Source organism: Ornithinibacillus contaminans, from assembly GCF_001038425.2.
Lineage (GTDB): Bacteria > Bacillota > Bacilli > Bacillales > Amphibacillaceae > Ornithinibacillus > Ornithinibacillus contaminans.
The window spans coordinates 1-13,869 of the sequence record NZ_LDPV02000042.1 but is presented as its reverse complement, the minus strand read 5'-3'; the positions used below and the strand labels follow the sequence as shown (position 1 = coordinate 13,869).

12 protein-coding genes are annotated in these 13,869 nt (G+C 38.3%); 4 read left to right on the top strand and 8 right to left on the bottom strand.

The genetic code is table 11. From position 1 onward, the window contains the following. Positions 1–2 precede the first annotated feature (2 nt). From gyrA to dnaA, 7 genes are all read right to left on the bottom strand, one after another. Positions 3–2,537 carry a DNA gyrase subunit A gene (gyrA, locus tag JF53_RS10675; RefSeq protein WP_047981906.1) on the bottom strand — a complete coding sequence of 845 codons (2,535 nt, stop codon included), beginning with the start codon at positions 2,535–2,537 and terminating at the stop codon, positions 3–5. Between the two features lie 431 nt (positions 2,538–2,968). Further along, a complete protein-coding gene (gyrB, locus tag JF53_RS10670) occupies positions 2,969–4,897 on the bottom strand; it encodes a DNA topoisomerase (ATP-hydrolyzing) subunit B (protein ID WP_047981905.1) in 1,929 nt (642 codons plus the stop codon). Between the two features lie 25 nt (positions 4,898–4,922). Then, complete coding sequence (gene remB, locus JF53_RS10665) at positions 4,923–5,201, bottom strand: extracellular matrix regulator RemB (RefSeq protein WP_047981904.1); 279 nt, start codon at positions 5,199–5,201, stop codon at positions 4,923–4,925. A gap of 45 nt (positions 5,202–5,246) precedes the next feature. Continuing rightward, entirely contained in the window at positions 5,247–6,362 is a 1,116-nt protein-coding gene (recF, locus tag JF53_RS10660) for a DNA replication/repair protein RecF (protein ID WP_047981903.1), read from the bottom strand. 20 nt (positions 6,363–6,382) lie between these two features. Then, positions 6,383–6,604, bottom strand: coding sequence for a S4 domain-containing protein YaaA (gene yaaA / locus JF53_RS10655; protein WP_047981902.1), 222 nt, complete (start codon positions 6,602–6,604; stop codon positions 6,383–6,385). Positions 6,605–7,195: 591 nt separating this feature from the next. Further along, on the bottom strand, positions 7,196–8,332 hold the full coding sequence (dnaN, locus tag JF53_RS10650; RefSeq protein WP_047981901.1) for a DNA polymerase III subunit beta: 1,137 nt from the start codon (positions 8,330–8,332) through the stop codon (positions 7,196–7,198). Positions 8,333–8,520: 188 nt separating this feature from the next. After that, entirely contained in the window at positions 8,521–9,864 is a 1,344-nt protein-coding gene (gene dnaA, locus JF53_RS10645) for a chromosomal replication initiator protein DnaA (protein ID WP_047981900.1), read from the bottom strand. Between the two features lie 713 nt (positions 9,865–10,577). Between dnaA and rpmH the strand changes: the two genes are divergently transcribed. The 4 genes from rpmH (at position 10,578) to jag (ending at position 12,723) form a co-directional block, all read left to right on the top strand. Next, positions 10,578–10,712, top strand: a complete 135-nt coding sequence (gene rpmH, locus JF53_RS10640) for a 50S ribosomal protein L34 (RefSeq protein ID WP_035724279.1) — start codon at positions 10,578–10,580, stop codon at positions 10,710–10,712. 175 nt (positions 10,713–10,887) lie between these two features. Beyond that, complete coding sequence (gene rnpA / locus JF53_RS10635) at positions 10,888–11,229, top strand: ribonuclease P protein component (protein WP_047981899.1); 342 nt, start codon at positions 10,888–10,890, stop codon at positions 11,227–11,229. 121 nt (positions 11,230–11,350) lie between these two features. Further along, positions 11,351–12,109, top strand: coding sequence for a YidC family membrane integrase SpoIIIJ (gene spoIIIJ, locus JF53_RS10630; protein WP_047981898.1), 759 nt, complete (start codon positions 11,351–11,353; stop codon positions 12,107–12,109). Further along, positions 12,106–12,723 (top strand): RNA-binding cell elongation regulator Jag/EloR, encoded by a 618-nt coding sequence (jag, locus tag JF53_RS10625; protein WP_047981897.1) that lies wholly within the window; start codon positions 12,106–12,108, stop codon positions 12,721–12,723. The genes spoIIIJ and jag overlap by 4 nt, the downstream gene beginning before the upstream one ends. Positions 12,724–12,806: 83 nt before the next feature. On the opposite strand, the gene JF53_RS10620 is transcribed toward jag, so the two are convergent. Further along, positions 12,807–13,754, bottom strand: a complete 948-nt coding sequence (locus tag JF53_RS10620) for an IS30 family transposase (RefSeq protein WP_047982132.1) — start codon at positions 13,752–13,754, stop codon at positions 12,807–12,809. Between the last annotated feature and the right edge of the window lie 115 nt (positions 13,755–13,869).

Here is a 13,869-nt window from a genome sequence, read left to right as displayed (position 1 = left end):
GCTTACTCTATATCTTCTGTATTATTGGTTTCACTTACTTCATCTGTTGTTGCTTCTACTGCTGCTTCTGCATTTTCTTCAGTAGACTCTAATTCGTCCTCATCATCTTCTCGATCAATTTTCGCCACAGTTGCTACTTCTTCATTTTCCTGCAAGCGAATTAATCGAACACCTTGTGTGTTTCTACCGGTTTGCGAGATGCCTTCCACTGGAATACGGATTAAGACACCTGCAGCTGTGATTAGCATTAAATCTTCTTCTCCAGTAACAGCTTGTACGGACACGACATGGCCAGTATCCTCGGTAATTTTTGCTGTGAAAATACCTTTACCACCACGATTGGTGATTCGGTATTGGTCTTCTGGTGTACGTTTTCCGATACCTTTATTAGTAACATGGAGAATTTGTAATCCCGCTTCAAGTATTTCCATCGAAACGACTTCATCGTCATCACGTAAGGAAATCCCGCGAACCCCTGCTGCTGTTCTACCCATTGAACGAACTTGGTCTTCTGGGAAGCGAATTAAGGAACCATTTTTCGTTGCGATCATAATATCTTTTGTTCCATCTGTTAAGCGGACAGATATTAACTCATCATCATCACGTAACCCAAGAGCAATTAAGCCACCTTTACGGATATTAGCAAACTGCGATAATTGGGTACGTTTGGATATTCCTTGTCTGGTCGTGAAGAAGAAATACCAATCATCACTAAACTCATTTACTGAAATTACCGCATTGACCCATTCGCCTTTTTCAATTTGTAATAGGTTAATAATCGGAATTCCTTTAGCGGTACGACTATATTCTGGAATTTCATATCCCTTCACCTTATATGCTTTCCCTTTATTCGTGAAGAATAGAATCGTATCATGGGTTGACGTTGATACAAGATGCTCAACGAAATCATCTTCATTTGTACCCATTCCTTGAATTCCACGTCCTCCACGTTTTTGGGTTTTGTACGTTGAAGAAGGAAGTCGTTTAATATAGCCTTGATGTGTCAGCGTAATAACAATGTTTTCTTCAGGAATTAAGTCTTCATCCTCAAAGAAGTCTGCGCCACCAGCTGTAATTTCGGTACGACGTTTGTCACCGTATTTTTCTTTAATCTCGGTTAATTCTTCGCGAATGATTTCTAATACCTTTTCTTCATCAGCAAGAATCGCTTTTAATTCCTCGATTAATTTTTGTAATTCATTATATTCATTTTCGATTTTTTCACGTTCTAAGCCTGTTAAACGCTGCAAACGCATGTCTAGGATTGCTTGCGCTTGTTTTTCGGTCAGCTTAAAGCGTTCCATTAGGCCTTCACGTGCAATATCTGCTGTTTTGGAATTACGGATTAAGGCAATAACCTCATCCAAATGATCCAATGCAATACGTAAACCTTCTAAAATATGTGCTCTCGCCTCTGCTTTATTTAATTCAAATGCAGTACGACGTTTAATGATGACCTTTTGGTGATCTAAGTAATGCGATAGACATTCTTTAATGCTTAATACTTTTGGAACACCATCAACAAGTGCCAATGTATTAATACCAAATGTCGTTTGTAATGCCGTAAATTTATAAAGATTATTTAATAATACATTCGCATTGACATCGCGACGTAATTCCATCACGATACGCATTCCATTACGGTCGGATTCATCACGTAAATCAGTGATTCCTTCAATACGCTTATCACGAACTAGCTCAGCGATTTTTTCAATCAATCTCGCTTTATTTACCTGATATGGTAATTCGGTTACGAGGATCGTTGATTTACCATTGGCTTGCTCTTCAATTTCTACTTTTGCCCGAACGGTAATCGAGCCTTTACCGGTTTCATAGGCTCTACGGATTCCGCTTCTACCTAAAATTAATCCGGCAGTAGGAAAATCTGGACCAGGTAAATACTGTTCCATAATCTCATCAACCGTAATTTCTGGGTCTTTACTTACCGCTAGAACAGCATCGATGGTTTCTCCTAGGTTATGTGGTGGAATATTAGTAGCCATCCCAACCGCGATACCAGATGCACCATTGACTAATAGATTCGGGAAACGAGCAGGGAATACAACTGGTTCACGCTCTGATCCGTCATAGTTATCTTGGTAATCAATCGTATCTTTATTAATGTCACGTAATAATTCCATAGAAATTTTGGACATTCTTGCTTCGGTATAACGCATTGCTGCTGCTGAGTCGCCATCGACAGATCCAAAGTTTCCGTGTCCGTCAACTAATGGGTTACGGTAGCTGAAATCCTGTGCCATACGTACCATTGCTTCGTATACGGCTGAGTCACCGTGTGGGTGATACTTACCGATTACTTCGCCGACGATACGGGCTGATTTTTTGTATGCTTTATCGGAATGCATTCCTAAGTCGTTCATTGCATATAGGATTCTTCGATGTACTGGTTTCATGCCATCTCGTACATCTGGTAGTGCTCTTGAGACGATTACGCTCATTGCATAGTCAAGAAAGGATGTTCGTACTTCTTGGCTAATGTTTATTTCTTGTACACTTCGACGTTCCTGATCCGCCATTCATTAAACCTCCTAGTAAACGTGCATGGTTAAGCTGCAGATTGCTACTTAACTGTCCACGTTATGGGTGGGACATTTTATAAAAACTAAGTATAAAATTTGGGTGCTTCTAACCCGCTTCGGGAATATACTTGCGGTTACTTCCAGCACAGGGGCGACATCTGCTCGAAACTACCTCGCAGTGTCTACCTTGCCGCGGGGGGCTGGTGAGCCAGGCTACTACTTGAATAACCTTCTTTGCTGCCTTGCGCCGAGGAAGCCTGCTTCTTAACGATGCTAGAAGACGTAGGCGCATCACCCCGGGGTCTCGCCGTTGCCCTTCTTCCCGCAGAAGTCTTCGTATATTCCCTACGCTAGTTTAGTGCATTCATATCCTACCCTGATCAAGTTGCATAGTTTATCTATTTCATTATTTAGTAGTTGCTGATTACTTAAATATCTAAGTTCTTAACATAACGGGCGTTTTCTTCGATGAAGTTTCTTCTTGGTTCTACTTTGTCGCCCATTAGCATATCGAATACGTGGTCTGCGTCGATTGCATCAGTTAGTTCTACTTGTAGTAGGGTACGGTTTTCTGGGTCCATGGTTGTTTCCCATAATTGTTCTGCGTTCATTTCTCCTAGACCTTTGTAACGTTGGATACCTGGTTTTGGAGCGCTTGGCAATTCGCTTAGGATTCGTTCCATTTCTTTATCATCGTACGCATAATGGACGGTTTTTCCTTGCTGTACTTTGTAAAGTGGTGGCTGAGCGATATACACGTAGCCATGCTCGATTAATGGACGCATAAAACGGTAGAAAAATGTTAATAGTAACGTACGAATATGTGCACCATCAACATCGGCATCAGTCATGATGACAATTTTATGATAACGGGCTTTGGTAATATCGAAATCATCAGCAATACCTGTTCCAAGAGCCGTAATCATCGAACGTACTTCATTATTGGATAAAATACGGTCTAAACGAGCTTTTTCTACGTTTAAAATTTTACCTCGTAATGGCAGAATTGCTTGGAAGTGTCGATCGCGACCTTGCTTCGCAGAACCACCCGCAGAGTCTCCCTCTACGATATATAATTCACTAATCTTCGCATCCTTGGAAGAACAGTCTGCTAGTTTACCTGGAAGACTGGAAATTTCTAGTGCACTCTTTCTTCTCGTTAAATCACGTGCTTTTTTCGCTGCTGCACGAGCACGAGAAGCCATTAATCCTTTATCCACGATAATTTTACCGATAGAAGGATTTTCTAGTAGGAATTTATGGAATAGTTCACTAAATACAGAATCGGTAATTGTACGAACTTCACTATTACCTAATTTAGTTTTCGTTTGTCCTTCAAATTGTGGATCTGGATGTTTAACAGAAATGATAGCCGTAATCCCTTCACGGACATCATCACCAGTTAAATTCACATCATTTTCTTTGATTAAGCCGTTTTTACGAGCATAATCATTAATGACACGTGTTAAACCAGTCTTAAAGCCTGATTCATGTGTTCCACCTTCATACGTATGAATATTATTCGCAAATGAGAAAATACTGCTGTTGAAGCCTTCATTATACTGAACAGCGACCTCAACAACGATGCCTTGGTCTTCGCCTTCTGCATAGAATGGCTCATGCAATACTTCTTTATTGCGGTTAATGTATTCCACATACTCACTAATTCCGCCTTCATAGTGGAATGAAATCGGTTCTTCATCTGTACGCTTATCTTGAATGGAAATTCTAATTCCTTTATTTAAAAATGCAAGCTCACGTACACGTTGCACAAGTGTATCTAAATCGTATGTGGTTGTTTCTGTGAAAATTTCTGGGTCTGGCTTGAAATGGGTTGTTGTCCCAGTATAGTCTGTTTCGCCAATTACCTTAAGTTCTTCTACTGGTTTGCCTCGTTCAAATTTCATTTGATGAATTTTACCATCTCGATGAACGGAAACCTCCAGATTCGTAGAAAGGGCGTTTACTACAGAGGCACCTACACCATGTAGACCACCTGATACTTTATAACCGCCACCGCCGAATTTACCACCGGCATGGAGTACGGTCATAATAACCTCAACAGCGGGTTTCCCTGTTTTCTTCTGAATATCTACTGGAATACCACGACCATTATCCTTAACGGTTATACTGTTGTCTTTTTCTACTATCACTTGGATATGATCACAATAACCGGCAAGTGCTTCATCGATACTGTTATCGACGATTTCCCATACTAAGTGATGTAGACCTTTCTCACTTGTTGAACCAATATACATACCAGGACGCTTTCTTACTGCTTCTAAGCCTTCAAGCACCTGGATTTGATCGGCATTATACGATGTCTCTTCTGTTTTCACTTGTTCTTCCATTGCCATTTTTCCACCTACATTTCTATGAGAATTATTCAAGTTCTAATTCATTTGAATAATCATCTAGTTTACTTATTGTTGCGATCATGCTTGCCCGTTTTTTTAACGTTACAACAGACAATGTACTTAAGTAGATTTGCTCATTGGTAATTACAACTGATTTCGCATCCACTGTCGGTCCGACTATTTTTTTCTTACTATTAGCCATCATTTCATCCATTATGGTCGAGGATGAAATAATATTATAATCAATGATGGTTACAATATCGGATGACCTAAGTACATTTCCATTGCCAATATGAATAAACAATTCTATTCCCCCAGCATATGATAAAGGCTAATAACCTCTGGTAAGCTATTCGTTTACTATTGCGCCATTTTGAACGCGGAATATCTCTGCCTTTTCTAGTGTTTCATGGTGAATTCCATCGACACTAGTCGTTGAAACAAAGGTTTGTACTTTTCCTTGAATCGTGTTTAACAGATGAGATTGTCTATAATCATCCAGCTCACTTAACACATCATCTAAGAGAAGAATTGGATATTCTCCGACCTCATTAAAAATCAAATCAATTTCAGCAAGCTTGATCGATAATGCGGTTGTTCGTTGCTGGCCTTGGGAGCCGAATGTTTGAACATCCTTCCCATTAACCAAAAATAGAATGTCATCCCGATGGGGACCAACAAGCGTTGTACCACGCTCGATTTCTTTGTCTTCCATTTCCCTAAATTTCGCTTGATAATTACTTTCTATTTTCTCCTTGGAAGCATTTTCTAATACTTCAATCGTTGGGGAATAGACGATTTCAAGCTCCTCTAGTTCACGACTAATTCCATAATGTATTGGCTTTGCCCATTTTCGTAATAGCTCCAAAAAAGCAAAGCGACGCTCCAAGATCGTGCTTGCATGTTCAATTAATTGCTCTGTTAACACACCAAGCATGACTCGGTTCATCGATCGGTTTTTTTGCATTTGTTTTAAGAGATGATTTCGTTGCTTTAATACTTTTTGGTATTGTCCGAGATGGTAGATATAGCGCGGTTGTATTTGTCCGAGCTCCATATCGATAAATCGTCTGCGTATTTGCGGGGGGCCTTTGACGATTGTCAAATCTTCCGGTGCAAACATCACCACATTCAAATTACCGATATAATCACTTAATTTTCGTTGTTCCAAATGGTTTAGCTTTGCCTTTTTCCCTTTACTTGATAATACAATTTCAAGTGGGATGGAATGATTTCGTTTTTTTACCCTACCTTCTATTTTAGCATACTCTTGGTCCCATCGGATTAATTCTTTTTCCTTGGACGTTCGATGGGATTTGGTAAAGGCTAATAAATAGATGGCTTCCATCAGGTTTGTTTTTCCCTGAGCATTTTCACCGATGATGACATTGACTTTATCATCAAATTTGATTTCAAGATTCGGGTAGTTGCGATAATGTTGTAATCGTAGTTCTTCAATATGCATGTATATTCCTCATTTAGGAACTAATCTTTTTGTACAACTTGGAAAGATCCAGCACCTTCAATTTCGACAACGTCATTGGGGTATAGTTTTCTACCTCGACGGTGTTCCATTTCACCATTCACAAGCACGCCTTGTTCTTGTAAATATCCTTTAACCATACCACCAGATTCCAATATATTGGTTAGCTTGATAAATTGGCCTAGGGTGATATATTCGGTGTTAATCTCTATCGATGTATGCATGTTTATCACCAATTCCTATTATGTTTAAATTATCTCTTATATCCATTTTACTAAAGTTTTGGTGTTAAGGGAAGGGAGACCCTTAAAATGCATTTTAAACTTTTCTATGCGCTTATAAATGCTTTTTATCGGCATAAAAAAATGACTTTTAACATTTGTTTGGATGGTAAAAGTCATTTTTAAAATTCTATTAGTTTGTGCTAATACCCGCTCCGGGAATATACTTGCGGTTACTTCCAGCACAGGGGCGACATCTGCTCGAAACTACCTCGCCGCAGGGAGCTGGTGAGCCAGGCTACTACTTTAATAACCTTCTTTGCTGCCTTGCGCCGAGGAAGCCTGCTTCTTAGCGATGCTAGAAGACACAGGCGCATCACCCCGGGGTCTCACCGTTGCCCTTCCTCCCGCAGGACAAGGAACGCTTCGGCAGCGATTCATCGCACGCAGAAAAAGTGTTTTTCTTTTTCAAGGAGTCTCCGTATATTCCCTACGCTAAGTTAGAGCATTTATCCTTTTTTAAGTTGAAAACTTATCATGTCCAAACCATTTTCAACCATTTTTAAAACATATATTCCTTACAACTAATTCTTCTTAGTATGTTCTTACTGGAAGAATTAGTTGTAGGATGGAGTGGTCATTTTCTGGGCGGATGATGAATGGGCGCATGGCTCCGGTGAAGTCTATTTTTACTTCATCCACTTCCATTACTTTTAGAGCGTCTAGCATGTATTTTGAGCTAAATGAAATTTTTAAGTCTTCTCCTTCGATGGATTGTACCGTTAATTCTTCGGATACATGACCAACTTCTGGGGAGTTACTTGTAATTTCAACAATGTTATTTTCTTTCGTTGATAGACGGACTACATTGTTTCTTTCCTCTCTCGCTAGAAGGGAAGCACGATCAATACTGCTGATTAATTCTTTGGTTTTAACATGGAAAACTGTTTTGCTTTGTTCCGGAATTAAGCGAGATGTTTCTGGATAATTTCCATCTAAAATTCTAGATAAGAAGTTTAAGTGTCTCGTGCGGAATAGAATTTGATTATTCGTTACACTGATTTCAACTGTTTCTTCCGTATCATCTAGAATTTTGTTTAATTCATTTAAGCTCTTACCAGGTACAACAATACTTTCAAATTGAATTGTTGTATCACTGACAGGAACTTCTCGTGAAGCAAGTCGGTGACTGTCTGTTGCAGTGAATTTTAATTTGTTATCAGTTAATGATAAATGAACACCCGTTAGAATTGGTCTAGTTTCCATTGAAGAAACGGCAAATACGGTCTGTTTGATTAAGCTTTTTAAAATATCTGTTGGAATTTCAAAGCTATCATCTGTTTGTAATTTCGGTAATTGTGGGTATTCTTCAGCATCTTGTCCATTTAAATTGAATTCTGCTTTTCCAGAACGAATCGTTACGTTTAGATTCTCATCTGACGTAATTTCAACAGTTTGTTCTGGTAATTTTCGAACGATATCTGGGAAATATTTTGCTTGTAACACAATACTTCCAGCTTCAATTCCTTCTACATTAACAATGCCATTTTCCTCAGCTGGGATATAGGACTCAATGGAAATATCGGAGTCACTACCCGTTAAAGTAATTCCGTGTTCTCTTGCTTCAATTTTCATTCCAGTAAGAATTGGAATAGCTGTTCTTGAAGAAATAGCTTTCATTACATCTTGGACACTATCGATTAATTGATCACGTTGAATCGTAAATTTCATGAAAAAATCCTCCTAATGGAAGTGCTATATAGTTATTATTTTTTATAAAAAATATAGTAATAATAGTAATAAGGGCTGTGATTATGTGGATAACTGAGTAAACCCTTGATAAATAATAGTTATCCACATGTGCATAAGTTGTTCATAAGTGTGGTGCTATTATCCCCGTTATTAACAGGAGTGAATCCTTATAGATTGGATAACTGATGTTTAATTTCGTCGATTTCTTTCGTTAATAGTGGGTCATTTGCCAACATCGTAGAAATCTTTTCATGGGCATGAATGACTGTTGTATGATCACGTCCACCAAATTCCTCACCAATCTTCGGTAGCGAGTAATCCGTTAATTCGCGCGATAAATACATTGCGATCTGACGCGGAAAGGCAATTGATTTTGTCCGTTTTTTCGCAATAAAGTCCTCTTTTTTAACATTATACTTTTCACCGACTACATCAATAATAGCTGGGATCGTGATTGTGCGCGGCTTGCTATTTGGAATGATATCCTTGAGCGCATCTGCAGCAAGTGCGGCGTCAATATCCTGATTTACTAAGGAAGAATACGCAACAACTCGAATGAGTGCACCTTCTAGCTCTCGAATATTGGTATCAATTTGATTCGCAATATAAAGCATCACTTCATTTGGTATATCTAAACCCTCTGCTTTTGCCTTTTTCGTTAAAATGGCTATCCTGGTTTCTAAATCAGGAGGGGTAATATCCGTAATTAAGCCCCACTCAAAACGGGAACGTAACCGATCCTCTAATGTAGGAATTTCTTTTGGTGGCCGATCACTAGAAATAATGATTTGTTTATTTGCTTCATGTAAAGCATTAAAGGTATGGAAGAATTCCTCTTGGGTAGATTCTTTCCCCGCAATAAACTGAATATCATCTATTAATAACACATCAACATTTCGGTATTTGTTACGGAAGTTAAGTGTTTTATTGTCCATAATGGCATTGATGAATTCATTCGTAAATTTTTCTGATGATAAATAAACGACTTTTGCATTTTTATTATGCTCTAATACGTAGTGGCCAATGGCATGCATAAGGTGAGTCTTACCTAATCCAACACCACCATAGATAAATAACGGGTTGTAAGCTTTTGCTGGAGCTTCGGCAACGGCCAATGAAGCTGCATGGGCAAAGCGGTTACCAGATCCGATTACGAATGTATCAAAGGTGTATTTCGGATTAAGCATGGTCTTTCCATCGTGAACATCATGGATTTGTGGAATTGGTCTAGGTTCTGGATGAACATCATCTTCTTCTACAATCAATTCAGGAATGATGAATTTAATAGCCAGCTTGGAGCCGGTTATTTCAACTAATAGAGTGGAGATTAATTGTGTATATTGCTCTTCTAACCAATCTCTAGCGAATTCATTTGGTGCAGATATTGTTAAGGTGCTGCCTTCTAGGGATTCTGCTTTAGTATTTTTTAGCCATGTATCAAAGCTTGGTTTGCTGATTTTTTCTTCGATTTTGTCTAGTGTTGCTTTCCATAGGTCGTGTATGTTTTCCAAATGTATTCCCCCCTTTCTAATGGACGATAATAGATTAACCTAGTTGAAGAATAAAAAACCTCTCATTATCGTTTTGTGCATAAAATGCGTTGGTTACACATATTGATATAGAGGTAGGTAATCTATTATTTTGTTGAATAACTATAAAGAATAGTTACGTGTTGATTGTGGATAATTTTTGTTTATTTTGTAAGCATCTAATTGAGTTATTCGCAGATTATAAGAATTTGTGGATAAGGTTAGAAACAAGTGTGTGAATAAATGTCCACAGGATATCCACAAATTGTGCATAAGTATAAATAGCGAGATACTTATTAACATGTTAAAACACAACTATAATATCAAAAAATAGCCTTTTCTGCAATGGTTTTTCGACACTTATCCACAATATCCATCTGTTGTAGACAATTTTTGTGCACACTACTATATTTTGTGATTAAGTTGTCGATAAATGTTGTGGATAAAAAATGAGAGGTGAAAATCTGTGAACAGGGTGTGTGGATAAGTAGGTTTGCTGTGAAATCTTGTAATGTGGATAAGGTTTATGAATGGGACAAGCTGTTATAGAACAACTTTTTACGTTAATGTGATCTAGGGTAGGTTTTTTTAAAAGAATGTTGACGATAGTTGTTTTTTTAAGTATAATGACAAAGACTGTCTAATGGGTTAGATTGTTTTTGATAAATAGAATCCCTCGGGGAGGTGCAACATAAATGAAAAGAACGTTTCAACCAAATAACCGTAAACGTAAAAAAGTACATGGTTTTCGCGCACGCATGAGCACTAAAAACGGTCGTAAAGTTTTAGCTCGTCGTCGTCAAAAAGGAAGAAAAGTATTGTCTGCATAGGCCGCTGAAAGCTTCAGTGGTCTTTTTTCCGGTCAAAACTTATTTGCATGTACGTTAGAGATAATTTAATAGATGGAATAAACTTGAAAGCAGTGGTTCAAAATGGTAGGTATAAGTGTTCCATTGCTTTTTATTTACATAAAGGAAACACGCTTTTTTATGTAAGGTGATGAATATGAAGAAAGCATTCCGAGTAAAAGATAATAAAGAGTTTCAATTGATCTTTAAAAAAGGAAAGTCATTTGCGAATCGGCAGTTAGTTATTTATTATATGAAGAAACCAGAACAGGAGCATTTCCGAATTGGTTTATCTGTTGGGAAGAAAATTGGTAACGCTGTCGTAAGGAACCGAATTAAACGATGCTTAAGACAAGCTTTTCATGAGCTTGAAGCTAAAATAGAGCCGGATTATGACATAATTATTATTGCAAGACAGCCAACGAAGGATATGGAATTTTCGGAGATGAAAAAAAGCTTGCAGCATGTCTTGTCGAAACAAGGCTTATTAAAAAAGTAATATCCAATCAGTTTAGGATAGAAACTCATACAGCTTTATTGTAAAATAGGCAGTAACTAAGGGTTTGTCTATGGAACTTGGACATCGTTTGTTGGTTTTGACTAGTTAGGAGGAGCAAAAGTTGCGTAAGAAGTTATTAATAGTAGTTATGCTAGTTGCATTGGTCATGTTATTATCTGGTTGTAATCAGATAGATCAACCAATCACACAAGAGAGTGAAGGAATTTGGAATTCCTATTTTGTTTATCCATTATCATGGTTACTCATGTATTTTGCTGATTTATTTAATGAAAATTATGGTCTAGCGATTATTCTCGTAACTGTAATTATTCGTACAGCATTACTTCCGTTAAATGTGAAGCAGCTGAAGAGCTCCAAAGCAATGCAGGACATTCAGCCAGAATTAAAAGAGCTACAAAAGAAATACAGCTCAAAAGATGCGAATACCCAGCAAAAATTACAACAAGAAACAATGGCATTATTCCAAAAGAATGGGGTTAACCCGTTAGCTGGATGTTTGCCGATCTTTATTCAAATGCCAATACTACTGGCAATTTATCATGCGATTATGCGTACAGATGCGATTGATGGGCATTCATTCTTATGGTTCCCATTAGATGAAAAGGACTTTATCCTACCGTTTATTGCAGGGATAACAACATTCCTACAGCAAAAGCTTATGATGGCAGGTAGTCCAGCTTCAGCGAATCCGCAAATGACAGTAATGCTTTACATGATGCCAATTATGATTACTGTATTTGCGTTCATGTTCCCAGCTGCATTAGCACTATATTGGGTAATTGGGAATCTCTTCATGATTGCACAGACAATTTTTATTCGTAAACCGATGATGAAGGATACTGGGGGAGACAAAAAGTGAGAGAAATAACTGCTACCGGACAGACGGTTGATGAAGCGGTCCAGTCAGCTTTAGAGCAGTTAAATACTTCTAGGGACCAAGTGGAAGTTTCCATTATTGATGAAGGTAAAAAAGGACTTTTTGGTGTGTTTGGCGCAAAACGAGCTATTGTGAAGGTTTCGTTGGTCAAGAATAAAATCCAAGAAGCTGAAAAGTTCATTCGCGATGTTGTTAGTAAGATGAATGTGGAAGCAGACGTTACCACAACGGTAGAGGGAAATCACGTAACCTTTGAATTAACTGGCGAAAATATTGCCGTGTTAATTGGAAAACGTGGACAAACCTTAAACGCCCTACAATATTTAGTACATCTTGTAGTAAATAAAGAAGGTAATCAGTATTATACGGTTACGTTAGATGCTGAAGGCTACCGTAGGCGTCGTAAGGAAACATTAGAAGCACTAGCATTTCGCATGGCAGAGAAGGCAAAGCGAATCGATAAAAAGGTTGCACTTGAGCCGATGCCTGCCTTTGAACGAAAAGTCATTCATAGTGTCTTACAGAATAATAGTGAAGTTTCCACCTATTCGGATGGGGTAGAACCACATCGGCATGTGGTAATTAAGCGATCGTAATAATTATTTTCGTGGGAAACTAATATAACTATAAAAAAGTGTTAAATCATAATTGATTTAGCGCTTTTTTTTATGACAGTTTGTCAAATTAAGCGCAACAGTTCTTCCTGAAACGCTTCGTGTGTAGTTTTCCAATTCAAACATTTTCTTGGTCTATTGTTGATTAGTGATAGTGCATTTTCGAGTTCTTTGTCTGAGACTTTAGCCAAATCGGTTTTCTTAGGGAAGAACTCTCTTAATAGACCATTCGCATTCTCGTTGCTGCCACGTTGCCATGAAGAGTAAGGATCCGCAAAATACACCTGAATGTCTGTATCTTGCTCTATCGCGCTATAACATGCGAATTCTTTACCTCTGTCAACTGTGGCGGTTTGAAATGCACCAGAGGGCAATTGTCCATTTAAAGTTCGTATGGCTTGTTCCATAGAGGTGGCAGATCGGTTCGACATTTTAAGTGCTATGTACCATCTAGTTTTTCGTTCTACAAACGTGGCGAAACATCCTTTGCTTTTGCCACGGCTTGAGACAACGCTATCAAGCTCCCAATGTCCAAAAGTTTCTCGCTTTCTAACCGCTTTTGGTCGTTCCGTAATGGAAGTTCCAACATTAAATCGCCCCCTTGTTTCTTGGGGTTTCTGACGCTTTCCTTTGTGGCGAAGAACATTTAAGTCTTGTTCCACTAACAGTCCTTGATAAATCCAGCGATAAATGGTTTTAAAGCTGATGGAACCTTGGAATAAGCGACCTACGATTTGTTCTGGCGACCAGGTGAGCACTAACTTTTCATTAATGACTTCGGCTAGCTCTAGAGACCATTTACCAATACGCCCACAATTTAATCTACGTTCGTTATAGTTCTCTTGTGCCTTTTCAGATTGATACAAACCTCTTTGTGAATTGCGTTTTAATTCTCTTGAGATCGTAGATGGTGAACGTTCTAGTTTTTCAGCGATAGTACGGATAGATTTTCCTTGATCATAAAGCGTTTCTATACGTGCTCTTTCAAATGTGGTAAGATGTTTGTAGCTCATAACAGTCCTCCGTGTATGTGTTGGTGTGGTTACTTACATTTTACACGAAGCTGTTATGGGCTGTTTTGTTTTAGTTACAATTTTTAGGTGTTGCACTTAATTTTACAATTCGTCT